This window comes from Aquimarina sp. ERC-38, from assembly GCF_026222555.1.
Classification (GTDB): domain Bacteria; phylum Bacteroidota; class Bacteroidia; order Flavobacteriales; family Flavobacteriaceae; genus Aquimarina.
On sequence record NZ_CP098511.1, the window covers coordinates 3,318,107 to 3,341,274 of the forward strand.

Here is a 23,168-nt window from a genome sequence, read left to right on the forward strand (position 1 = left end):
TAGCATGATGCATTAAATTAACATAACTATTTTATTTACAGTTATCTATGCTATCCTAAATCTTTTCTAAAGAAAAGGACTTTGTGACTCCCTTCCCTCTGGGAAGGGCTGGGGATGGGACTAATTTATATGAATTAAAATTATCAACGCTATCGTAAACTAGAGTCTATTTGGTTTATTTGTTGCTATACTCAAAATACTAAATGTTAAGTAATAAATGGATGGCTGAGGCTCTCGACATGCTATAAATTAAGTAAAGTCAAATGGCTGAGGCTCTCGAAATTCTTTAAATTATGTAAAGCAGATGGCTGAGGCTCTCGACATTCTATAAATTAAGTAAGAACGGATGGCTAAGGCACTGGATATTCTATAAATTAGGTAAGAACGGATGGCTGAGGCTCTCAACTTACTGTAAATTAAGTGAGGTCAGATGGCTGAGGCTCTCGAAGCCATCTGTTAAATTACCCTTAAAAATATTTATAAGCTCAAATTCCTACATATATTAGAAAAAAGTGATAAAATTTCATCTAATTTTTTATATAAGTACCAAAACATGTGTAAATATTTAAAAACACTTTTACTGCTTATTAGTTTTTCAGCTATTACTAATTGTAAAGATGACAAAGTAGGAACCCTTTTAAAAGGACCTACCACCGCCATGGTAGAAGTGCATTCCCAAAAGCTTAATGATTGGTTTGAATCTGAATTTCAGGAATACGTAAATGAATCACCAATGTTACAAACCCAATTAGGGATCAAAACTAAAGACTATGGGAAATGGGATGATATTTCTTCTCAAAAACAAGTAAAAGACTTAGAAAAAACTAAAAAAAGGTTGGCTTTCTTACGGGATTCGGTTAAAGTAAATCACTTGAATCCTCAAACTCAGTTAAGTTATGATTTGGCTTTACAAGGCGTAAAAAATGAAATTGAAGATTTTAGTTTTCGGTTGTATAATTACCCGGTAAACCAGATGCATGGAATGCAGGCAGAAATTCCTGCTTTTTTAATTAATATGCATGAAATTAAAGATACTATTGATGCTAAAGCCTACATTTCCCGGCTTAGAGGTATAAGTTCTTTATTCAATGACTTGGTCGAAAACATTAAAATACGAGAGAAAAACGGGATTATGCCACCTAAGTTTGTATTTCAAAAAGTAATTGAAGCAAGCCGTAATGTAATTAAGGGAGTTCCCTTTGATAATTCTACCAAAGCCAGTACGCTACTAGCTGATTTTACAAATAAAGTTGATCAGTTAGCTATTGAAAATAAGGAAAAACAAGAACTCATTAAAGAAGCGGAGCAAGCCTTGCTACAAAACGTACAACCCGCCTATCAAAAGTTAATTGCCACCTTAGAAGATCAACAGAAAAGGGCTACGATGGATGACGGCGTATGGAAATTTCCGAAGGGAAAGGAGTTCTATAAAAACGCTTTACAAAGAACTACCACTACGGATATGACCGCAGAAGAAATTCATCAGTTGGGTTTAAAAGAAGTAGAACGTATTCATAACGAAATGCGTGCTATTATGAAAATGGTAGGCTTTACGGGTTCTCTACAGGACTTTTTTATTTTTATGAAAGAAGACGAGCAATTTTATTATCCTAATACCGAACAAGGTAAAAAAGAATACTTGGAACAAGCCGTTACCATTATTGATTCAATGAAAGGTAAATTGGATGAATTATTTATCACACAACCCAAAGCCGATATTGTAGTAAAAGCCGTTGAACCTTTTCGGGAAAAAAGTGCCGGAAAAGCATTTTATCAACAAGGAACTCCTGCCGGTTCACGACCGGGTAAATATTATGCTAATTTGTACGATATGAAAGCCATGCCAAAGTACCAAATGGAAGCTTTGGCTTATCACGAAGGAATCCCGGGGCATCATATGCAAATTAGTATCGCACAAGAACTGGAAAATATTCCAAAATTCAGGAAATTTGGAGGGTATACCGCTTATGTTGAAGGTTGGGGATTGTACAATGAGTTTTTACCGAAAGAGATAGGAATGTACAGCGATCCGTATTCGGATTTTGGGAGATTGGCTATGGAGTTATGGCGTGCTGCCCGGTTAGTAGTAGATACCGGAATCCATGCTAAAAAATGGACGCGGGAAGAAGGAATTAATTATTATGTAAACAATACCCCAAACGCAGAAAGTGATGCTATTAAGATGGTGGAGCGGCATATTGTAATGCCGGGTCAGGCAACTGCTTATAAAGTAGGAATGAATAAAATCTTAGAACTTCGGGAAAAAGCGAAAAATGCATTAGAAGATGATTTTGATATCCGGGAGTTTCATGATGTTTTACTTACCAATGGTGCAGTCCCATTATATACGTTAGAAAAGCTGGTAAATGAATATATTAAGTTAAAAAGTAATAAATCGGATGAGGTGTAATGGTTTTTAATCAAAAGAGTCTCTCACCAGGCTCTGCCTAGGGTTTAGCGCACAGATTTATGACTTTTAGATTCAAGAACCAAGAATCAAGACACAATAAGTCTTGTTTCATAATTCTTGTAGCGAAGCGTTCTTGTTTCTAATACTTCGATAATTTTTTCTCGAAGTAGTTCATTTAAAAATTCATACTATCCGATGTAATTTAATTGAATAAATAACGACTATTTCGCAAAATAAACATATGATTTACAATGAAGTGGTTTAAATTTTTCTGATTGAAGCGAAAAATAGGTATTTTTTGCTTAATTGAAATCATTTTTCAGCTGCATAGCCGTAGCTACGGAACTTAAAAATGATAAAAAGTAAGTGAAAAAGAACATTTTGCAGCCAATTAAGGAAAGTTTAAACAACTTCAATAATAGATTAGTCTTGATTCTTGATTTTAGAAGCCATAACGATCTTCAATTTTTACCGGACATTAATAATCCTAATAATAAACATATTCTAAGTAACTAATGCTTCAAATTAGAAATAGTATAAAAAATTCAGTTAATTTTTAACAAGTATTGATTTTATCAACCGAAAACGTTATAGATTTCTTAGTTATTAGGTTATTAGCCTTGTAAGCAATAGTTTTGACCACCATGTCGCAAAATATAGAAAAAATTGCCGTTTTAACCTCTGGTGGAGACGCTCCCGGAATGAATGCTGCCATAAGGGCCGTAGTTCGTGCCTGTAGTTATCATAACATCACTTGTATTGGTGTATATAAAGGATATGAAGGGCTTATCCATAATAATCTCGAAGAACTGAATGCTCGCTCGGTACGAAATGTAATTAATAAAGGAGGGACGTTCTTAAAATCTGCCAGGTCTAAAGATTTTAGAACTGAAGAGGGGCGTAAAAAAGCTTACGATAACTTAATTGCAAATTCAATTGATGCACTTATTGTTATCGGAGGGGATGGTAGTTTTACCGGTGCTTTAAAATTATCCCAAGAATTTAATTTTCCGGTAATCGGTATACCGGGTACTATTGATAATGACATTAACGGTACGGATTTTACCATCGGATATGATACGGCTTTAAATACAGTGGTAGAAGCAATCGATAAAATTAGGGATACTGCCAGTTCGCATAACCGGCTTTTTCTGATTGAAGTAATGGGTAGAGATGCTGGAGATATTGCCTTAAATGCTGGTATTGGAGCCGGTGCGGAAGAAATTTTAATACCTGAAGAAAACCTGGGTGTGGACCGATTGATTGAATCCTTACGTAAAAGTAAAGAGTCCGGAAAAACTTCTAGTATTATTGTAGTAGCAGAAGGAGATACCTCGGGTAAAAATATTTTTGAATTAGGCGAATATGTTGAGGAAAAGCTAGAAGATGATTATGAAGTCCGGGTGTCCGTATTAGGACATATCCAGCGGGGTGGGAGTCCAAGTTGTTACGACCGGGTACTTGCAAGTAAATTGGGAGTAGGAGCGGTTGAAGCGCTATTAGAAGGAAAGAGAGATGTGATGATTGGTATTGTCCACAAACAAGTTACTGTGGTAGCACTTACAGAAGCCCTTCAAAAAAGGGTTCATAAACATGACCAATTGATTAAAGTAGCTGATATTACATCAGTTTAAAAGTAGAATATATTTAAAACAATTAAATTATAAAGTATGAGTACGTTAAAACTAGGAATTAACGGTTTTGGTAGAATAGGGAGAATTGCATTTAGAATTGCATCACAAAGAGATAATGTAGAGGTTGTTGCGATCAACGATTTATTGGATGTAGATCACCTTGCGTATTTATTAGAATATGATTCCGTTCACGGAAAATTTGACGGAGATATCTCGGTAAAGAACGGAAATCTAGTCGTAAACGGAAAAGAAATTCGGGTATCGGCAGAACGTAACCCTGAAGATTTAAAATGGGATCAGGCCGGAGCAGAAATCATTATGGATTGTACTGGAATCTTTACTACTTTGGATAAAGCAGACGCTCATTTAAAAGCCGGAGCTAAAAAAGTAGTAATTTCAGCGCCATCTGCAGATGCTCCTATGTTTGTAATGGGGGTAAATCATAAAGAAGTAAAAGATTCTGATACTATTGTATCCAATGCTTCTTGTACAACAAATTGTTTAGCACCTTTAGCTAAGGTAATTGACGATAACTTTGGAATTGAAGAAGCTTTAATGACAACGGTACATGCCAGTACCTCAACTCAATTTGTAGTAGATTCTCCATCCAGAAAAAATTACAGATTAGGACGTTCGGCTATGGCGAATATCATTCCTTCTTCGACCGGAGCAGCTAAAGCGGTTGGAAAAGTAATCCCAAAATTAAATGGAAAACTAACCGGAATGGCGTTTAGAGTGCCAACTGTGGATGTTTCTGTTGTAGATTTAACGGTTAAAACTTCAAAATCGGCAAGTTATGAAGATGTAAAAGCTGCGATGAAGAAAGCTTCCGAAAATGAACTGAAAGGAATTTTAGGATATACTGAAGAAGAAGTAGTATCACAGGATTTCGTAGGAGAATCTCATACTTCAGTATTTGATGCAGGAGCAGGAATTGCTTTAAACGATAACTTCTTTAAGCTAATCTCCTGGTACGATAATGAATACGGGTATTCTTCTAAATTAGTAGATCTATCCGCTTATATCGGAAATTTATAATATTAAAGTAGATAAGCGCAGTTTCAATAAGTTTTATTGAGATTGCGCTTTTATATTTAGTACCTTTTTATAACCGTAATAACCCATGTTGCATTTGAATAATAATCTATATAAATTTCGTCAGTTTGAGTGCTTCGACCGAAGAAGGAAGTGTATTTTATCTACGTTCAGTAGAACTATCGAGTCTTTCGACCAGGCTTAAGATGACGAGGATTTTGGTCAAAAAAGCTATTCTCGATACATTTTTTCTTCATTTCATTACGAAAAAACACTCGAATTGACGCTTTTTCTCCTAAATGCATTGGAAGTTATAGTAGTATTTGGCTTACTAAATCAATTATAAATACAAAAATAACCTGTTTTACTAGTTAATACCTGCTGTTGTATAGTATTGACAATGGGTTAAAGCAGCTATTAGTATTTAGGCAACTATTAAAAGTTTTTTAAAGAAATTTACCATTCTTGCAAGGTAAAGGCTATGGAATAGGGACAAACTCATATTAACTAAAGAATATTTTATAAATGATTTTAATAACAGACGGAGGTTCCACAAAATGTGACTGGATATTAATGGATATGTCCGGTACCATCATTTTTAAGACGCGAACAGAAGGTTTAAACCCCGCCGTTTTTGAAAAATCATTATTGGAACAACGTATTAAAGCAAATATTGAGTTACATTCTAAAAAAGATGAAGTTAGCGTAGTTCATTTTTACGGAGCAGGTTGTGGTACGGCAAAACCGGCCAGCATCTTAAAGAACGTACTGGAAGAGTTTTTTAGTAACGCAAAAGAGATTAAGGTAAAAGAAGATATGGTTGCAGCGGTATATGCTGCTACCACAGAACCTGGTATCGTTTGTATTCTGGGTACCGGATCAAATAGCTGTTATTTTGATGGGGATCATATACATATGGCAGTAGACTCTTTAGGATATATTTTGATGGATGAAGCCAGTGGAAACTATTTCGGAAAACGTCTTATTAAAGATTATTATTACAAACGTATGCCTCCGGAGGTAGCCGAAGATTTTGAAAAACGTTTCGATCTGAACTCTGATACCATTAAAGAAAATCTATATAAAAAGCCAAATCCCAATACATACCTGGCATCCTTTGCCGAATTTATCTTTACTAGTGAACGTAATGGTTATTTCTATAAAGTACTTACCGAAGGTATTCAGCATTTTGTAGAAACACGGGTATTATGTTACCCTGAAGCTCAAAATGTTCCGATTCATTTTATAGGTTCTATTGCTCATTTTAGTGATGATATTATCCGGGCAGCTGTATGGCCTTATCATTTAACGGTGGGAAATATTGTAAGAAGACCTATTGATGGGATTATTGATTATTATCGTAACGATGTACTAAAAGTCAATTCTTAGGCTTTAGTATATGATACTTATTCCCAATTTTTTACCTTGCGTTTATTAACTTTCTTCTTTTTGTATAGGATAATTTAATGTGATTTTAGTACCCTTTCCAGGTTTGGACTTTATAAAAATCCTTCCTTCAATGTAATTAATCCGTTCTTTCATAAAAAATAATCCCATACCCCCTTCAGCATTGTTTTTAGGCACCTTGGGAACGCTTTCCAGATCAAAACCTTTTCCATCATCTTGTATGGTGATACTAAGTAATTCATCAGAATGATTGATAGTCACCATTATTACCTCAGCTTCTGCATATTTAATAGCATTATTAACAGCTTCTTGAGTAATTCTATATAAATTGGTTTCTACCAGGGTGCCAAATCGAAACTCTTTAGTTGTATTATTCGTAATGACAATCTCCTTTCCAGTAAGTTTTCTTAGTTCCAGCACCATTTTATCCAGTGCAGCAACAATGCCGTAATCCGTTAACTCAGGTGGAGTAAGATTAAAAGTAGCGACCCTAATTCCTTTAATTAAATCTTTAGCTAACTTCTTTAAGCCTTCAATTCGTACGGTTGCCTTATCCGGGTTTTTTAAGTTGATAGCCTCAATATTAAACTTAAGGGCGGTAAGCATCTGTCCAATACTATCGTGAATTTCTTTAGCAATACGTTTTCTTTCTTCTTCCTGGGCTTCTACAATCTGACTTACGGTTAAGCGTTGTAGTTCTTCTTTTACCTTATATTCTTTAGCTCGTAGTACTTCCAGTTCTTCTTGTGCTACTACTTGGGTGGTAATATCAGAGCAAAGTAGTAAACGCTCTGTAGTACCTTTCTTTTTATAGATACTTAAAATAGAAATATCGAGCCATAATTCTAATTTTGAAGTAACTATATGAAACTTTTCATTATAAACTCCGCCAGTATTTTGTTGTAGATAATGTAACAACCTATTTTGTTGGACTTCATCTAACTGAAAAAAATTAAGGATGTTTCCTTTTTCGCCTTCTTTACTTAAAATTTTTGCAAATCTTTTACCTAGGGTAATAATAGTACCTTGTTCATCGACCCTGGCATAAAGTAAAGTCTGGTCAATAGCTTTGGTTAAAGTAATAAGTTCTTGAACATTTTCATTCTGAATTTTCCGGAGCTTTTCTGCGTTATTGGCCATTTTGGTAGCCTTACGTTCAGAATTTAATAAATTAGAAATGGTTTGTTTAACGCCTAAGGCAACCGGACGAAAAAGGAAAATAAATTCAACGATCAGTATTAAAAGAACCAGGGCAGCCAATACGTATTCTATTCGTTGCAGCCATACTACTTTCGTTTTAGCTTCGGTTTCGTATTGTTGTACAATAGCATCCATTTTTCCTAAAAATATAGGTTCATGAAAAATTACGGTATCCAGTAATTCCTTACTTCCCGCAATTTCAAGATTAGAACCTTTATTTAATTTAATAAAAGAAATGATACTTGCTTCTATCTTACTGAAAACCGGTTGCAATTCGTTGAACATAGTGGTAATCTGGCGTTTTTTCTCCCTTTTATTGTAAGACACCAGTTTTTTATGGGCGGTTGTCCACTCCTGTAAGGTTTGTTCAATACGGTTTAAATAATGATAATTAGTAGTATCCTTAAAGTAGTTTTGATATAATAATATTTCTTTAGTCAACTTCTGACTTAGCATACGTTGTCTACCGGAAATATTAATAATCTCAGAGTCGTCTAGTTGCGAAGTAATAAATTGTTGAATAACTACCTGTCCGAATAAGGTAAACAAGGCAATGGCTCCGAGAGCAAAAACGTAAATTTTCCGGAGGCGGTTAAAAGTTTGAAAATCCAGTGATTTGGGAATATTCAAAAGATTTATTTTTAATTATCAATAATAAGCAAGGTAAGCAATTTCCTACTTACTTTTGATAAAGGTTTGATAGCTTAATTTCTAAGGTAAAGCAGCCTGTACCAACTCTTTCTCTTTTGAAGAAAAATTAATTTTTAACGCAGCTTTATGCCCTTTATCCGACATCTTATTCCATGTTTTTCGGATAATATCTGTAACTTTAGCATCTTCATGCTTTGCAATAAATTCCTCAAAATAATAGGTTAAGAATACCAGACATGCAACATCTTCCAGGGTTTGTGTACCATCATCTTTTTTTAATTGTTTCTTTTGTAATAAGAAAGAAACACGCTCTATAGTTTCCATTTGATAGCCCACCTGTGCTAAGATAGAAGAAGCTTTATCCGCATGAAATTTTTTAAGGTTAGCTCTCCATTTTAAATAACCTTTTTTATCCATTGGATAGGATTCTCGCGGAATTTGCCATCGGCAAATATGTTGCGCCCTAACTGCTAATTTTAACGCTTCGGAAGCATTAGGTTCAAAATGTGCTAATGTTTCGGTCATTCTATGACCGTAGATAAGTTCTTTAGCGACCTCTTTACCATCAACTAATTCCGAATTAGGATCTTCGGCGTTTGCCTGATCAATTAGTTGGTATGCCTTCTGTAACCGGTTGCTATTTTCCATAAGGAAGTTTTGTTTATCACAAAAATAGAATTATTGTGTACATAAACTAGTCTTTGAAACCCACATATACCATATTATTTTCGATTTTTACCGGATACGTAGCAATTGGTGGTAAATCCCCATTTAGGTTTTCACCATTTTCTAAGGAAAAAGTCTTTTTATGCATCGGGCAGGCGACCTTTGCAATACCTGCCTGGTCACCAATCATACCGCGACTTAATACCATTTCCATTTTATGCGGACATATATTTTGACAAGCATACCACTTGTTTTTACGGGCAAAATTAAATACTGCTATTTGCTTGTCCTTGTATTTGATACAAGCTCCGCCATTTTCAGGAAAGTCTAGAGTAGTAGCCGCTTTAAACCATACGGTGACTTCGTCAATAGTGGTCTTTTGATAGGTTTCTAATATATTATTCATACAAATTCAATCAAATTTTAATTCTAATGATCAGATAGCTTAGTTTGGCGTTTCTTACTGCCAGTGTTGTGGCATTTTCTGATCCCGAAGCGGAACAAAAACCAGGTTATCATCTTTATCATCACTATTTACAAAGTGCTTAAATCTTTTCATCATTTCTTCATCCTCTACGGCTTGTTTCCATTCGCATTGAAAATTGTTGACAAGCGTTTTCATTTCTTCTTCTAATTCTAAGGCAATACCCAGTGAATCTTCTACTACCACTTGTTTTAAGTAATCAATGCCACCTTCTAGTTTGTCTAACCATTTTGCCGTTCTTTCTAAAGGTGCGGCAGTACGTATGTAAAACATAAGAAATCGGTCCAGATAGCTAATGACAGTGGCATTGTCAATCTGCTCAGCTAATAATAAAGCATGTTTCGGAGTAGCACCTCCGTTTCCACATACATACAGGTTCCAACCACCTTCTACAGCTATGACACCAAAATCTTTTCCTCTTGCTTCGGCACATTCTCTTATACAACCGGATACACCGCCTTTTAGTTTATGAGGAGAACGCAATCCTTTATAACGTTCTTCCAGTTCGATAGCAAAACTAACACTTTCGTCCATTCCATAACGACACCAGGTAGAGCCGACACAACTTTTTACTGTTCTTAAAGACTTCCCGTAGGCATGACCACTTTCAAAACCATGTGCAATCAATTCTTTCCAAATCATGGGTAACTGATCTAATCTGGCTCCAAAAAAATCAATCCGTTGCCCTCCGGTAATTTTAGTATATAAATTATATTTTTTACCAATTTCACCAAGTACGATTAATTTTTCCGGGGTGATTTCACCAGCAGCAATACGCGGTACTACGGAGTAGGTACCATTACGCTGAATATTAGCAAGAAACCGATCATTAGAATCTTGAATAACCACCTCTTCATTTGCAGTATCTGCATATAAACTGGCAAGAATAGAAGCTACAAGCGGTTTGCAGGTTTCACAACCATCCCCCTGACCAATAGCGTCAATAATGGTATCAAAACTCCGGTAGTTTTTAACCTTAATTAAGCTGTATAACTCTTGTCGGTTATACTCAAAATGTTCGCAAATCGTATCTTTTACTTCTTTTCCTAAAGATTTTAAGGTAGCTTCTACTAAATCCTTAACCATAGGTTTACAACCACCGCATCCGGTTCCGGCACGGGTAAGATCAATTACATCTCCCAGGTTTTGACAGGAACCATTTTCAATAGAAGAACAAATGCTTCCTTTATTTACATTTTCGCAGGAACATATCTGAGCATCTTCCGGCAGGTCCAGCACATTACCTAATAGGGAACTACCGTCTCCACTACGGTTACCCAGAATTAAGTCTTCCGGATCTTCCGGTAATTTCATGGCTGTATTATAAAGTTGGAACAAGGCATTGTAATCTGATGAGTCACCAACCAGTATTCCTCCTAATAATAAAGTACCATCTTTAGATACGTTGATTCGTTTATAAATTCCTTTTCTTTTATTTTCGTAGACAATAGCATCAGCATCTTCACCTTCGTACAGTGCATCCCCAAAACTGGCTACTTCCGTTCCTATCAATTTTAACTGAGTGGACATATCAATAGCTTCGGACATCACTTTATCAGATTCTCCCAATATTTGAGAGACAGCAATATCTGCCATCTCGTAACCAGGAGCCACTAAGCCATAAATCATATTATTATACAAGGCTACTTCACCAATGGCATAGATATCATTATCCGAAGTTTTCATCGTATGGTCTACGATAACCCCACCACGCAATCCGGTTTCCAGTCCGCATTCTTTTGCCAGTTCATCCCTGGGTCGTATTCCGGCTGAAATTACCAGCATATCGGTTTTTAATTCCGATCCGTCTACATATTGAAGACCTTCAATGGCATTAGTACCCTGTATAAACGAGGTTTGTTTACTTAAATGGATTTGTAATCCTAATTTTTCAATAGTTTCCTGAAGCATATCGCTACCGCCCTGATCTAATTGCCGGGGCATTAACCGGGGAGCGAATTCTACCACATGTGCATCTAACCCCAGTTCTTTAACGGCATTAGCCGCTTCTAAGCCTAATAATCCACCTCCTAATACGGTTGCACTTGATTTACCTGCTAGTTGAATCTTTTTAGCATAGGTAGCAATGGCTTCTAAATCTTCAATAGTTCGATAGACAAATACACCTTCCTTTTCAACTCCTTCAATAGGAGGTACAAAGGCTGAAGAACCGGTTGCTAACACCAGATAATCATAAGAAAACTGTTGCCCTCTATGAGTTTGGATGGTTTTTTGCGCTCGGTTTATTTCGGTAACCAACTCAGAAGTATGTAATTCTATTTTATTCTCTACATACCACTCGCTAGAGGATAAACTTAGATCATCTGCACTTTTACCCGCATAAAATTCGCTTAAATGCACACGATCGTAAGCCCTACGGGGTTCTTCTCCAAAAACTATAATTTTAAAATGGTCTGACTTACCAGATGCTACCAGTTTTTCACAAAACTTATAACTCACCATTCCGTTTCCAATAATTAATATGGTTTTCATAGCACTACGTATTTGTAGTCCAAAAATAAGTATAAATACGTATATACGTCCTATAAATTTGATAATAATCTTAGGATAATTTTAGGAATATAGAAAAATAAATCTATGAAGGTGGCTTCAAGTTCATAGATTAGGCTTAAGGTATTCTTTAAATTATACAGTTTTATTCTGATTTATAAGGTAGTTTTACGTAATACTACGTATGAATACGTATTTTTAACAATTTTATAAGAACCTTTAAAGAAATAGCATTTAATTTTATAGTTAGCAATCGTATTAATAACTTAAATAACTTTACCATGGTAAGTCTTGTACTGGTAGATGATCATTTTTTAGTAAGAGATGGTATCAGGGCACTTCTGGAAGATGAAGATGATTATAGAATCGTTGGGGAAGCTGCAAACGGTGAAGAAGCGATCCGACTAGTCGCTTCTTTAAAACCTAATATTGTCATTTGTGATATTAGAATGCCGGGGATGTCCGGGATTGAAACGGTAGAACAACTTAGTCAGAGAGAAAACGGACCAAAAACTATCATGCTTTCCATGCATGATTCTGATGAATATATTTTACAAAGTGTAAAGGCAGGAGCAGACGGGTACTTACTTAAGGATGCTGGAAAAGAAGAGTTTCTAAAGGCTTTGGCAACCGTTTCAAAAGGAGAAAAATACTTTAGCGGAGATGTTTCTACCATCCTTATTAAAAGTTTAACCCAAGGTGATACTCCCAGCGCTACAAATAGTAAAAACTCAAAAACCGAAACTAAAAAAAATCAGTTGGTAGAATTGACCAAAAGGGAAAGGGAAATCATGGATTTGGCAATTTCAGGCTTAAGTAATAAAGAAATCGCAAACCAACTTAATATTAGTAAACGAACCATTGAAGTGCATCGTTTTAATTTAATGAAAAAGATGAAGGTGAAGAATGTACTTGAACTTAGTCATAAGGCAAAAACCCTCGGTTTACAGGTTAGCTATTAGATTCGATCCGAAGGGATTTATCACCTATGTATACTCTTTATTTTGTACCTATTTGAGTTTCGTATAAACCGGTAACTATATCAAAACTTTCCGTTAAGAAATTAGTATTTTTATAGATGGTTGCGATCTCCTTGGTACCTTTATAAATAGCGTGTTCATCTGTTTTTAAAGGTTCCCAATAAAATAAAACCTTACTTAATCCATCCTGTATGGCGGTATTATTATACGAACTGGTTATTAATTTGGTAACCACCTCATCAAATTGTTGAAAGGTTCTTCTTAAAACCAGTTTATAGTCATTCTTTTGTTTTGAAAAGAGCCTGGCCCCTATATAATAAAGACATAAACGCTGTGAGAGCATTCGTTGCCTTCCGGAATAGTTAATAATACGGATCAACCGATAATCGTCCTCTGTAATATTATCATAACTTTACAAGTTTTCTTCAATACGCTGAACTACTTTATCACAAAGATCGAGTAAATAAGAATTTTGATTTAATATTAAAATTGCCCTTGCTTTATTAGGGGTTGTAGTCAAAAGTTTTTGGTAATCTTTCCATAAATGCGAAACCTTCATTAAAGCATTAAGAATTAGAGTATCCTGTGTGTTTCTTGCTAAAATATTTAATTGATCATTGAAGATTTTAATTCCTGTTTTTAATTCTTCTTGTATACTAGCATCCTGATAACCTGACACTTGTAAAATAAAAGCTTTGGACATACGTTGTGATAACATTCGTTGTCTACCAGCAATATTCACCGCACTAGCATAGGTGATCCGGCCATAAGAACCGGATTGTGCCATACAGGTTGTAAAAATAGAAAGTAAAAAATATATAAATATAAAGTAGAGCTTATAATTCATTTAGGGCTTGTTTTACTTCTACTCGACATAAATTTCAACTAAATATAAAGGGAAATTGCAGATGTTTATGAAAAATTAAGTTAAAATTTTAAGACTTTATTTCAGTTAGAATCATTGAATTTTATAAGTCCTATCTTTCTCATGATTTGAAATTGTTAGTGACCGGTAGAAATCAATAGATGCTTATAAAGCATGGTAGAACAAGGTAATTCCAAACTTTAAAGTGTTCAGAAGTTGTTTTTTTACTTTTTTAGAAGTAATTTGTTATATAACTTAAATAGTTTATAATTTTGATTTTCAATACTATAATGATTAGTCTTGATTCTTAATTCCGGAAGCGATAGTGACCTGCCCGTCTGCAGGCGGGTCCTGAATATTTACCGGACCCTAGTAATTTGAAGTAGGTATTTTACTTCCAGATCGTCTCGATATTATGAATTCATAGTATTCCTGTTAATTTTTATAACGATCCCTTTTTTCTTCACCTATTCTTTTTAAAATTCGCAATAAATTCCTGTAGATCTAATTTACCAATCTACAAATCATGTTATATAAGTATTTATACGTAGTTTTATACGTAAATTTAAAATTGCTATGGCTTCAAAAACATATAAAACCACCTGTTCGTACTGTGGCGTAGGTTGTGGAATAATAGCTAAAAAAAATAACAAAGGTGTATTTTCTATTGAAGGAGATCCAGATCATCCAGTGAACCGGGGTATGTTGTGTTCCAAAGGTATGAACTTACATCATGTAGTCCAGGATAAGAGTGACCGCATTCTATACCCGGAGATGCGTCTTCATAAATCTTATAAAAGACAACGGGTAAGTTGGGATGATGCTTTTGACAGAGCTTCATCAGTATTTAAGACACTAATTGATAAATTTGGGCCGGATAGTGTTGGGTTTTATGTGTCCGGACAATGCCTAACCGAAGAATATTACCTGGTTAATAAAATTGCAAAGGGATTTATAGGGACTAACAATGTAGATACCAATTCCCGTTTGTGTATGAGTTCAGCAGTGGTGGGATATAAACAAGCCCTGGGAGAAGATAGTGTACCTATTGCTTATGAAGATATTGAACTGGCCGATTGTTTTATGATAGCCGGAGCTAATCCTGCCTGGTGCCATCCTATTTTATTTCGGCGTATAGAAGCTCATAAAGAGAAAAACCCAAATGTAAAAATTATTGTAGTTGATCCCAGAAAAACACAATCTTGTGATATAGCAGATTTACACCTGCAAATTTTGCCAGGTACGGATGTAATTTTGTACAATGCAATCGCTAAACGTTTGTTAGATCGTAACCAGGTTGATAAAAATTTTATTCAAAATCACACGGACAATTTTGAAGCCCTACAAGATTCTTTAAAAAAAATTAATTTAAAAGAGTCCGCTAAGCTTTGCGGAATTAGCTTGCAGGACATTAAAAAAGCAGCCTCTTTTATTGGTAATGCTAAAGGCTTTATCACCATGTGGGCCATGGGTCTTAACCAGAGTTCCATAGGGGTTAATAAAAATAACGCTCTTTTAAACTTATCGCTCTTGACCGGACATATTGGTAAACCCGGTTCCGGCCCTTTTTCTCTTACCGGACAACCCAACGCAATGGGAGGCCGTGAAGTAGGAGGGATGGCTAATTTACTCGCCGCTCACCGGGATCTGGGTAATGAAGAACACCGTAAAGAGGTAACTAATTTCTGGGGTGGAAAAGAAATTTCAGGGAAACCAGGATTAACGGCAACCGAAATGTTTGATGCCCTGGAAACAGGAAAACTAAAAGCCATTTGGATTATTTGTACCAATCCGTTAGTTAGTTTGCCTAATTCAAATAAAGTAGAAAAAGCACTTAAAAATGCAAAGTTTGTCATCGTACAGGACATTTCCTTCCGTGCGGAAATCCTGGAATACGCAGACTTAGTTTTACCAGCAGCGGGATGGGCGGAAAAGGAAGGGACAATGACAAATAGTGAACGTAGAATTACCCTACTTGATAAGATAACCGATCCTCCTGGCGAAGCTATGTCAGATGCGGAAATACTTTATAAGTTCGCTCAAAAAATGGGGTATCAGGGATTTGATTATAGTTCGCCCGGTGAAATCTATCAAGAACATACGGAACTGACCAAAGGAACCAATATTGATATTTCCGGGTTGAGTTATGAACGCTTAAAATTAGAAGGTAGCTTTCAATGGCCCGTACCCGAATCCGGACATAGCGGAACTTCCCGTTTATTTGAGGATCATGTGTTTTATACGGATACCGAAAACGCAAAATTTATTGTTCCCAGGTTTACAAAGCCCACCTCAGAATTAATTACTGAAAGACATCCTTTAATTTTAACCACAGGCCGAATCAGAGATCAATGGCATACCCGGACAAAAACCGGAAAGGTCAACCGATTGCAAACCCATATAGCTAATCCTTACTTAGAGATCAATCAGGTAGATGCTTATCTTAGGGGAATTAATGACAATGATATAGTTACCATTGAAAGTAAACGAGGAAAAGTACAGGTAAAAGCTAAAATTTCGGATACCATAAAGAAAGGTACCGTTTTTTTACCGATGCACTGGGGTAAAATGGGAGGTAATGATTTTGGTAGGGCAAATAACCTGACCACTAGTATTGTAGATCCTATTTCTAAAGAACCGGACTTTAAATTTTCTGCTGTAAATGTAGCAAAATTTAAAAAAGAAAAACAAAAAATATGTATTGTAGGAGCAGGTACTGCTGCGTATCGCTTTATACAAACGTACCGTCAGTACAATACCGAAGATGAAATTACCGTATTTTCAAAAGAAGAAGATCCATTTTATAATCGAGTACTTTTACCGGAATATATAAGTGAAGAACTTACCTGGTTGCAGTTACAGAAGATGAGAGAAGGCGGGATGGATACGCTACAAGTAAATTTAAAAACCGGGGTTGCCATTAAAAAGGTGAACAAAGAAGAAAAATGCATTGTAGATAGTAAAAATCAAAAATACGATTATGATGTCCTTATTCTTGCTACCGGAAGCCGGGCCTTTGTTCCTAAAGATGCGCTTTTGCATCTCCCCGGGAGGTTCACTATGCGAAACAGAAATGATGCCGAACATTTAAAAGAATATCTTGCAGGTTCGGGATTGACGCCTTCAAAGCAGCATATTACTATTGTAGGGGGCGGGTTATTAGGATTGGAACTTGCCGCTTCTCTCCGCAAAAAGAAAATTAATATCAGTATCATTCAGCGAGGAAGCCGCTTGATGGAACGACAACTGGATTATGTTGCTAGTCGTCTTTTAGCAGAAGATGTTCGCGAAAAAAATATTGAAATTTACTTTGATAATGAAGTAGATACGGTATTCAGTGAATCCCCCTATGAACTGGATATTAATTTAAAATCCGGTAAATCTATTAAATCTAATGCCATTGTCTACACGATCGGAACGATACCTAATATAGAATTGGGTAAAGAAATAGGTTTACAATGTAGAAGGGGGATTTTAGTCAATCAATATTTACAATCTACAGACCCTTCTATTTTTGCCATAGGTGAAATTGCAGAGTTTGAAGAGATGTTGTATGGGACTACGGCTGCAGCAGAACAACAAGCAGATATTGTTGCTAATTATTTACTAGGTGATTATAGCGCAATTTATAAAGGATCAGTCTCTATGAATATTCTAAAGTTTGAAGATCTGGATCTTTGTAGCATTGGAAATTTAAATATGCCGGACAATGACCCTGATTATGAAGAAGTTATTCTAAGGGATTTAGGAAAACGCTTTTATAAGCGGTGTATTATTAAAAATGACTGGCTGGTAGGTGCAGTTTTAATGGGCGACAAAAGTGAATTTGCAGATTTTAAAAGCCTGATTGAAAATAAAATCGAATTATCAGAACGTCGGGAAGAATTACTACGTTCTGCAAATGCCAACGAACCGGTACTAGGTAAGTTGATATGTAGTTGTAGTCAGGTAGGAGAAGGGAATCTGGAGAAAGCCATTCGTGAAGGCTGTACCGATTTTACTGAACTTTGTTCCCAGACAGGGGCAGGCTTAGGGTGCGGAAGTTGTAAACCGGAGGTAAAGGAAGTATTACATCAAGCAGTACAATTAGCTTAAATATTATGTACAAAATAAAGGTAAAAGGAGGAATTATATCTCCAGGAGAATTAAAGAATGTAATTAACAAAGCCAGGCTTCTGGATCTTGACTTTATACATTTCGGATCAAGGCAGGATATACTTTTTCCGCTAGAAAACGGTACAAATCAAAAACTAGCCGAACACCCTTCGTTTTCTCAGGTAGAAAGTGATTTTTCGACTTCACAAAATATTGCTTCATCTTACGTAGCGACTGATATTTTTTCGGGTACGCATTGGTTGCGGGGTAGTACCTATTTATATATTTTAGAAGATTTTAATTATTCTCCTACACTCAAAGTGTCGATAGTAGATCCGTATCAACGATTGGTACCTCTATTTTCAGGACAACTTAATTTTATCGCTTCCGAAATCGAAGATTATTGGTATCTATATTTAAAGCTACCTTCTGTTCCGGAAGGTTATTACCCGGTATTATTATATACTTGGGATTTAGCTAAAGTGGCTAAAGAAATCGAGAATATACCGGAAACAGACTATAAGACTATTGATGATTTGTTTAAATTGTTGAATGCAAAGCTTTCTACAAACAACCGTACGGTATCAAAAGATTTAAAACTCATTTTTAATCCTTTTCCGTATTATGAAGGGATGAATAAAATGGCAGGCGGGCAGTATTGGCTAGGCTTATATTGGCGTAACAATCAATACGATCTGGAATTCCTGGAAAATTTGTGTGATTTCTGTATTTCGTATAAAATTGGTAAAATTAGTATTACCCCCTGGAAATCTTTAATTATAAAAAACATTCCGTCGGCGGCAAAACTTGAATTAGAAGCACTGCTGGGGCAATCAGGAATCAATATTCGTCATTCTTCCCTGGAATTAAACTGGCATTTACCGGTAGGAAATACCGGGGCTTTACAGTTAAAACAATTTTTAGTGACTGACTTTAACAGTAAGGATATAAGTACGTATGGTATTACCTTTTCTATTGTAAATAATCCGTCTCATTCCGGATATTTTACCTCTATTGTAATTAGAGAGAAATCACAGGCGTTGCCTAATGCAACTCCTCTTTCTTTATCCTATGATGTATTGTATGCCCATGATTTTAATCCTAATTCCAGACAGTATAAAACTTACGCTCAGGATGTTGATAAAGAAGACCTGCCTTCTTTATTAGTGGAATTAACAAAATTATATTTTAAACAATTAAACAATATTAAGGTATCCGTAGAGCAACCCTCAGAAAAACAAGAAGAGAATCAAGTCTTGACAAACTTTTATCAGTGTAAAGAATGTCAAACCATCTACGATCCTAAATTGGGCGATCCTCATCAAAATATACCTCTCCACACAGAATTTGAAGATTTACCCGAAGATTTTGAATGCTCATTATGTCAAGCGGGTAAGGAGAGCTTCATTAGCGCTTTAATTCCAGTATTAAATTAAAACGATTTGTTGATTTTTATTTAGTTCAATTTGGTGTTTAACGAACATTAAATTTAGTTTTATTGATGTAAAGCTTGGTAATCTGTATCTAAGTTTACAAAACCCAACGTTATTTTTAATTAAAAACTAAAAATTCGATACATCTATTAGTATTTAAATATGAAATGTTGAAGAAGTAAGCACTATAAAGTTAGTGTATTGTATCTGAATAATTTACAAATTTAAATTACTTTTATGCCTTATCGTTTTACTCTTTTATAGAAGAATTTAAACCATATCTGCTAGAGAATTTTAAATAGAATAGCATCTATTTTCTTTATTTTTGAAAGCTGTAATAATGAAGTTGTTTAAACTTTCTTAATTGGCTGCAAAATGTTCTTTTTCACTTACTTTTTATCATTTTTAAGTTCCGTAGCCACGGCTATGCAACTGAAAAATGATTTCAATTAAGCAAAAAAATACCTATTTTTCGCTTCAATCAGAAAAGTTTAAACCACTTCAATAAATTAATTCCACCCGTGGTGCATTTAAATAATAATTATTTTAAAATCCGTCAGTTGGAGTACTTCGACCAAAGGAAGAAGGGTGTTTCAACTAGTTCAGTAGAGCTGTCGAGTCTTTCGACCAGGCTCCAGATGATAAGGATTTTAGTCAAAAAAGCTATTCTAGATATCCTCGATCAAGTCAAGGACAGGCTATTTTTTCTTCATTACATTACGAAAAAACACTCGAATTGACGCTTTTTTCCTTAAATATACAAGAGGTTAATACCATAAAGTTATTAGTTAAAACAGCTCTGTTGCTCTAAGTTATTAAGAAAGATTTTATATTCTAAATTTAGTTGATAACAGGGAATTTTATCACTCTATAATATAAAACTTGAATTGACTTTTTTAAATTACAATTAGGCTAATTATTATAACCAAAATATGATATGTATATAGGTATAGATTTAGGAAGCTCATCCATTAAAGTTTCTTTAATAACTTCAGATGGAAAAGCCCTAAAAACCGTTCAGGAACCTGAGGAAGAAATGAATATACTAGTTCCAGGAAAGAATTGGGCAGAGCAAAACCCTGAAACCTGGTGGTCTTATACTTGTAGTGCCATTGCTAGAGTTTGTGACGAAGCACAAATAGCAACTAAAGAAATAAAGGGTATCGGGATTGCCTATCAAATGCATGGATTAGTTCTTATAGAGAAAAATGGGGATGTTTTACGTAATGCGATTATCTGGTGCGACAGTCGTGCTGTTGCTATCGGAGATCAGGCTTTTCAAGATATAGGCGAAGAAGTATGTATGAATGAAATGCTAAATTCACCTGCCAATTTTACGGCTTCTAAATTAAAATGGTTGCAGGTAAATGAACCGGAAGTTTATCAACAAATTCATAAAATTATGCTACCCGGTGACTTTATTGCCTACAAATTATCCGGGAAAGCCCAAACAACAACATCCGGTTTATCCGAAGGTGTTTTTTGGAATTTTAAAGAAGATAAAGTTTCTAAAATCCTTTTAGACCATTATAACATTAAAAAAGAACTATTACCTGAGATCGTTCCAACCTTTGGAAAACAAAGTGAGGTTTCTGCTAAAGGAGAAGAAGCAACTGGTATACAAAAAGGAACTCCCATTTTATACCGGGCGGGAGATCAACCCAACAATGCGTTTTCTTTAAACGTGCTAAATCCAGGTGAAGTTGCAGTTACCGGCGGAACTTCGGGTGTTTTATATGCGGTAACTGAAAGTATGGTTTCTACCGAAGGTGTTAAACTAAATAATTTTGCCCATGTTAATCATGATCCGCAGCATCCCCGAATCGGAAAATTATTGTGCATCAACGGTTGCGGCATACAGTACCGCTGGTTAAAAGAACAACTGGGGTTTAAAGAAGATGCTTATGAGCAGATGAACCAGTTAGCTTCCTCAGTTCCGATTGGTGCGGATGGTGTGGTATGTATTCCCTTTGGTAATGGAGCTGAACGAATGCTTAATAATAAAATAGTAGGTACACATTACCTAAACCTAAACCTACCCGTTCATAATAAATCCCATCTATGCAGGGCTACGCTTGAGGGGATTGCTTTTACTTTTGTATATGGAATGGAATTATTAAAAAAAGACAATAGTGCTATCAATTTAATCAGGGCGGGTAGTGATAATTTATTTAGATCGCAGATATTTGCAGAAACTATTGCAACCTTAACCGGTCAGGAAATTGAAGTATATAATACTACCGGAGCCATTGGGGCAGCCCGGGCAGCTGGTCTTACTTTAGGAACTATTAAAAGTATGAAAGATCTGGTGCTTAAGGAAGATTATGTAAAAACCTACAAACCTTTAACAACTAAAAAAGAATATCAAAAAGCTTACACTCGTTGGAGAAAAGCCTTAGATATATACAATACTAGTCATAATGAATAAACACAATCAATTTTTTAAAGAAATTCCAATTATTACTTACGAAGGAAAGGAATCGGACAATCCTTTAGCTTTTAAATATTACAATCCGGATCAGGTAGTTGCCGGAAAAACTATGCGGGAGCATTTTAAGTTTTCGGTAGCTTACTGGCATTCCTTTTGCGGAACCGGAGCAGATCCCTTTGGACCAGGAACCTTACAATTTCCCTGGGATGAACCGACAGATGCCATGCAAGCAGCAAAGCAGAAAGCGGATGCTGCCTTTGAATTTTTAGATAAAATAGGGTTTGATTACTATTGTTTTCATGACTACGACCTGGTTCGGGAGGCACCTACTTTTAAAGAATCGGAGAGTAGATTACAACAAATTGTTACTTATCTTCAAGAAAAACAAAAGGATAGTGGTAAAAAATTATTGTGGGGAACTGCAAACTGTTTTTCAAACCCCCGCTATATGAACGGAGCAGGGTCTAATCCTGATTTTACCGTAGTAGCCAGAGCCGGAGGACAAATCAAATTGGCACTGGATGCAACAATTGCTTTAAACGGCGAAAACTATGTGTTTTGGGGTGGAAGAGAAGGGTATATGAGCCTTTTAAATACCAATATGAAACGGGAACAGGAACATATTGCTATTTTATTAACAAAAGCGAGGGACTACGCCAGATCTAATGGTTTTACCGGTACTTTTTTAATAGAGCCTAAACCTATGGAACCTATGAAGCACCAGTATGATTTTGATACGGCTACTTCCATAGCTTTTTTAAAAGAATATGATCTGGATAAAGATTTTAAAATTAATATTGAAGTCAACCATGCTACCCTCGCACAGCATACGTTTCAACATGAACTACAGGTAGCAGCAGATCACAGCATGCTAGGAAGTATAGATGCCAATCGGGGAGATTATCAAAATGGTTGGGATACCGACCAGTTTCCAAACAACCTTTACGAAGTAACCGAAGCTATGCTTATATTTTTAGAAAATGGCGGTTTACAAGGGGGTGGAGTTAATTTTGATGCAAAAATCAGGCGTAATTCTACGGATATCGAAGATATTTTTCTAGCTCATATCGGGGGGGCTGATGTTTTTGCCCGTGCTTTATTAACTGCCGATAAGATTTTAGATAGCTCTGCCTATAAACAACTTAGAAAAAATCGTTATCAATCTTTTGATTCCGGTCAGGGGGCAGCTTTTGAAAAGAAAGAGTTGGATTTAAATGATCTATACAAGATTGCCATGGAAAATGGAGAACTTTCTTTACAGAGCGGAAAGCAGGAATTGTTTGAGAACATCATCAATCAATATATCTAGTCCGAACCAAATTATGGTATAGGTTGTTCTCTTCATTGATTTCAACGGAAAATTAGC

The 23,168-nt window shown here is 35.6% G+C and carries 15 protein-coding genes; 9 read left to right on the forward strand and 6 right to left on the reverse strand.

Annotated elements, in window-relative coordinates:
- Positions 1-553 precede the first annotated feature (553 nt).
- From NBT05_RS13835 to NBT05_RS13850, 4 genes are all read left to right on the forward strand, one after another.
- On the forward strand, positions 554-2,410 hold the full coding sequence (locus NBT05_RS13835) for a DUF885 domain-containing protein (RefSeq protein ID WP_265770451.1): 1,857 nt from the start codon (positions 554-556) through the stop codon (positions 2,408-2,410).
- 644 nt (positions 2,411-3,054) lie between these two features.
- Positions 3,055-4,044, forward strand: a complete 990-nt coding sequence (gene pfkA, locus NBT05_RS13840) for a 6-phosphofructokinase (protein ID WP_265770452.1) — start codon at positions 3,055-3,057, stop codon at positions 4,042-4,044.
- Positions 4,045-4,080: 36 nt separating this feature from the next.
- Positions 4,081-5,082, forward strand: a complete 1,002-nt coding sequence (gene gap, locus NBT05_RS13845) for a type I glyceraldehyde-3-phosphate dehydrogenase (RefSeq protein WP_265770453.1) — start codon at positions 4,081-4,083, stop codon at positions 5,080-5,082.
- A gap of 522 nt (positions 5,083-5,604) precedes the next feature.
- Complete coding sequence (locus tag NBT05_RS13850; RefSeq protein WP_265770454.1) at positions 5,605-6,468, forward strand: BadF/BadG/BcrA/BcrD ATPase family protein; 864 nt, start codon at positions 5,605-5,607, stop codon at positions 6,466-6,468.
- Positions 6,469-6,513: 45 nt separating this feature from the next.
- On the opposite strand, the gene NBT05_RS13855 is transcribed toward NBT05_RS13850, so the two are convergent.
- The 4 genes from NBT05_RS13855 to nirB form a co-directional block, all read right to left on the reverse strand.
- Positions 6,514-8,316, reverse strand: coding sequence for an ATP-binding protein (locus tag NBT05_RS13855; RefSeq protein ID WP_265770455.1), 1,803 nt, complete (start codon positions 8,314-8,316; stop codon positions 6,514-6,516).
- An 81-nt stretch (positions 8,317-8,397) separates the two neighbouring features.
- Positions 8,398-8,985 (reverse strand): DUF4202 domain-containing protein, encoded by a 588-nt coding sequence (locus NBT05_RS13860; protein ID WP_265770456.1) that lies wholly within the window; start codon positions 8,983-8,985, stop codon positions 8,398-8,400.
- Between the two features lie 46 nt (positions 8,986-9,031).
- Positions 9,032-9,409, reverse strand: a complete 378-nt coding sequence (gene nirD, locus NBT05_RS13865) for a nitrite reductase small subunit NirD (RefSeq protein WP_265770457.1) — start codon at positions 9,407-9,409, stop codon at positions 9,032-9,034.
- Between the two features lie 54 nt (positions 9,410-9,463).
- A complete protein-coding gene (gene nirB, locus NBT05_RS13870; RefSeq protein WP_265770458.1) occupies positions 9,464-11,980 on the reverse strand; it encodes a nitrite reductase large subunit NirB in 2,517 nt (838 codons plus the stop codon).
- Between the two features lie 299 nt (positions 11,981-12,279).
- Between nirB and NBT05_RS13875 the strand changes: the two genes are divergently transcribed.
- Positions 12,280-12,960: a response regulator gene (locus NBT05_RS13875; protein ID WP_265770459.1), complete on the forward strand. Its 681-nt coding sequence runs from the start codon at positions 12,280-12,282 to the stop codon at positions 12,958-12,960.
- A 37-nt stretch (positions 12,961-12,997) separates the two neighbouring features.
- Here NBT05_RS13875 and NBT05_RS13880 read toward each other — a convergent pair whose 3' ends face one another.
- Both NBT05_RS13880 and NBT05_RS13885 read right to left on the reverse strand, forming a co-directional pair.
- Positions 12,998-13,357, reverse strand: coding sequence for a type IV pili methyl-accepting chemotaxis transducer N-terminal domain-containing protein (locus NBT05_RS13880; protein ID WP_265770460.1), 360 nt, complete (start codon positions 13,355-13,357; stop codon positions 12,998-13,000).
- Between the two features lie 33 nt (positions 13,358-13,390).
- Positions 13,391-13,825, reverse strand: coding sequence for a type IV pili methyl-accepting chemotaxis transducer N-terminal domain-containing protein (locus tag NBT05_RS13885; RefSeq protein WP_265770461.1), 435 nt, complete (start codon positions 13,823-13,825; stop codon positions 13,391-13,393).
- A 594-nt stretch (positions 13,826-14,419) separates the two neighbouring features.
- Between NBT05_RS13885 and NBT05_RS13890 the strand changes: the two genes are divergently transcribed.
- The 4 genes from NBT05_RS13890 to xylA all read left to right on the forward strand — a co-directional run bounded on the left by NBT05_RS13890 (position 14,420) and on the right by xylA (position 23,111).
- Positions 14,420-17,938 (forward strand): nitrate reductase, encoded by a 3,519-nt coding sequence (locus tag NBT05_RS13890; protein ID WP_265770462.1) that lies wholly within the window; start codon positions 14,420-14,422, stop codon positions 17,936-17,938.
- A gap of 5 nt (positions 17,939-17,943) precedes the next feature.
- Positions 17,944-19,374, forward strand: coding sequence for a rubredoxin (locus tag NBT05_RS13895; protein ID WP_265770463.1), 1,431 nt, complete (start codon positions 17,944-17,946; stop codon positions 19,372-19,374).
- A 934-nt stretch (positions 19,375-20,308) separates the two neighbouring features.
- Positions 20,309-21,799: a xylulokinase gene (locus tag NBT05_RS13900; RefSeq protein ID WP_265770464.1), complete on the forward strand. Its 1,491-nt coding sequence runs from the start codon at positions 20,309-20,311 to the stop codon at positions 21,797-21,799.
- Positions 21,792-23,111 carry a xylose isomerase gene (xylA, locus tag NBT05_RS13905; protein WP_265770465.1) on the forward strand — a complete coding sequence of 440 codons (1,320 nt, stop codon included), beginning with the start codon at positions 21,792-21,794 and terminating at the stop codon, positions 23,109-23,111. The genes NBT05_RS13900 and xylA overlap by 8 nt, the downstream gene beginning before the upstream one ends.
- The last annotated feature ends 57 nt before the right edge of the window (positions 23,112-23,168 follow it).

Coding starts and splice junctions, on each gene's coding strand:
- NBT05_RS13835 (WP_265770451.1), top strand. CDS start 554: ATGTGTAAATATTTAAAAACACTTTTACTGCTTATTAGTTTTTCAGCT.
- pfkA (WP_265770452.1), top strand. CDS start 3,055: ATGTCGCAAAATATAGAAAAAATTGCCGTTTTAACCTCTGGTGGAGAC.
- gap (WP_265770453.1), top strand. CDS start 4,081: ATGAGTACGTTAAAACTAGGAATTAACGGTTTTGGTAGAATAGGGAGA.
- NBT05_RS13850 (WP_265770454.1), top strand. CDS start 5,605: ATGATTTTAATAACAGACGGAGGTTCCACAAAATGTGACTGGATATTA.
- NBT05_RS13860 (WP_265770456.1), bottom strand. CDS start 8,985: ATGGAAAATAGCAACCGGTTACAGAAGGCATACCAACTAATTGATCAG.
- nirD (WP_265770457.1), bottom strand. CDS start 9,409: ATGAATAATATATTAGAAACCTATCAAAAGACCACTATTGACGAAGTC.
- nirB (WP_265770458.1), bottom strand. CDS start 11,980: ATGAAAACCATATTAATTATTGGAAACGGAATGGTGAGTTATAAGTTT.
- NBT05_RS13875 (WP_265770459.1), top strand. CDS start 12,280: ATGGTAAGTCTTGTACTGGTAGATGATCATTTTTTAGTAAGAGATGGT.
- NBT05_RS13885 (WP_265770461.1), bottom strand. CDS start 13,825: ATGAATTATAAGCTCTACTTTATATTTATATATTTTTTACTTTCTATT.
- NBT05_RS13890 (WP_265770462.1), top strand. CDS start 14,420: ATGGCTTCAAAAACATATAAAACCACCTGTTCGTACTGTGGCGTAGGT.
- NBT05_RS13895 (WP_265770463.1), top strand. CDS start 17,944: ATGTACAAAATAAAGGTAAAAGGAGGAATTATATCTCCAGGAGAATTA.
- NBT05_RS13900 (WP_265770464.1), top strand. CDS start 20,309: ATGTATATAGGTATAGATTTAGGAAGCTCATCCATTAAAGTTTCTTTA.
- xylA (WP_265770465.1), top strand. CDS start 21,792: ATGAATAAACACAATCAATTTTTTAAAGAAATTCCAATTATTACTTAC.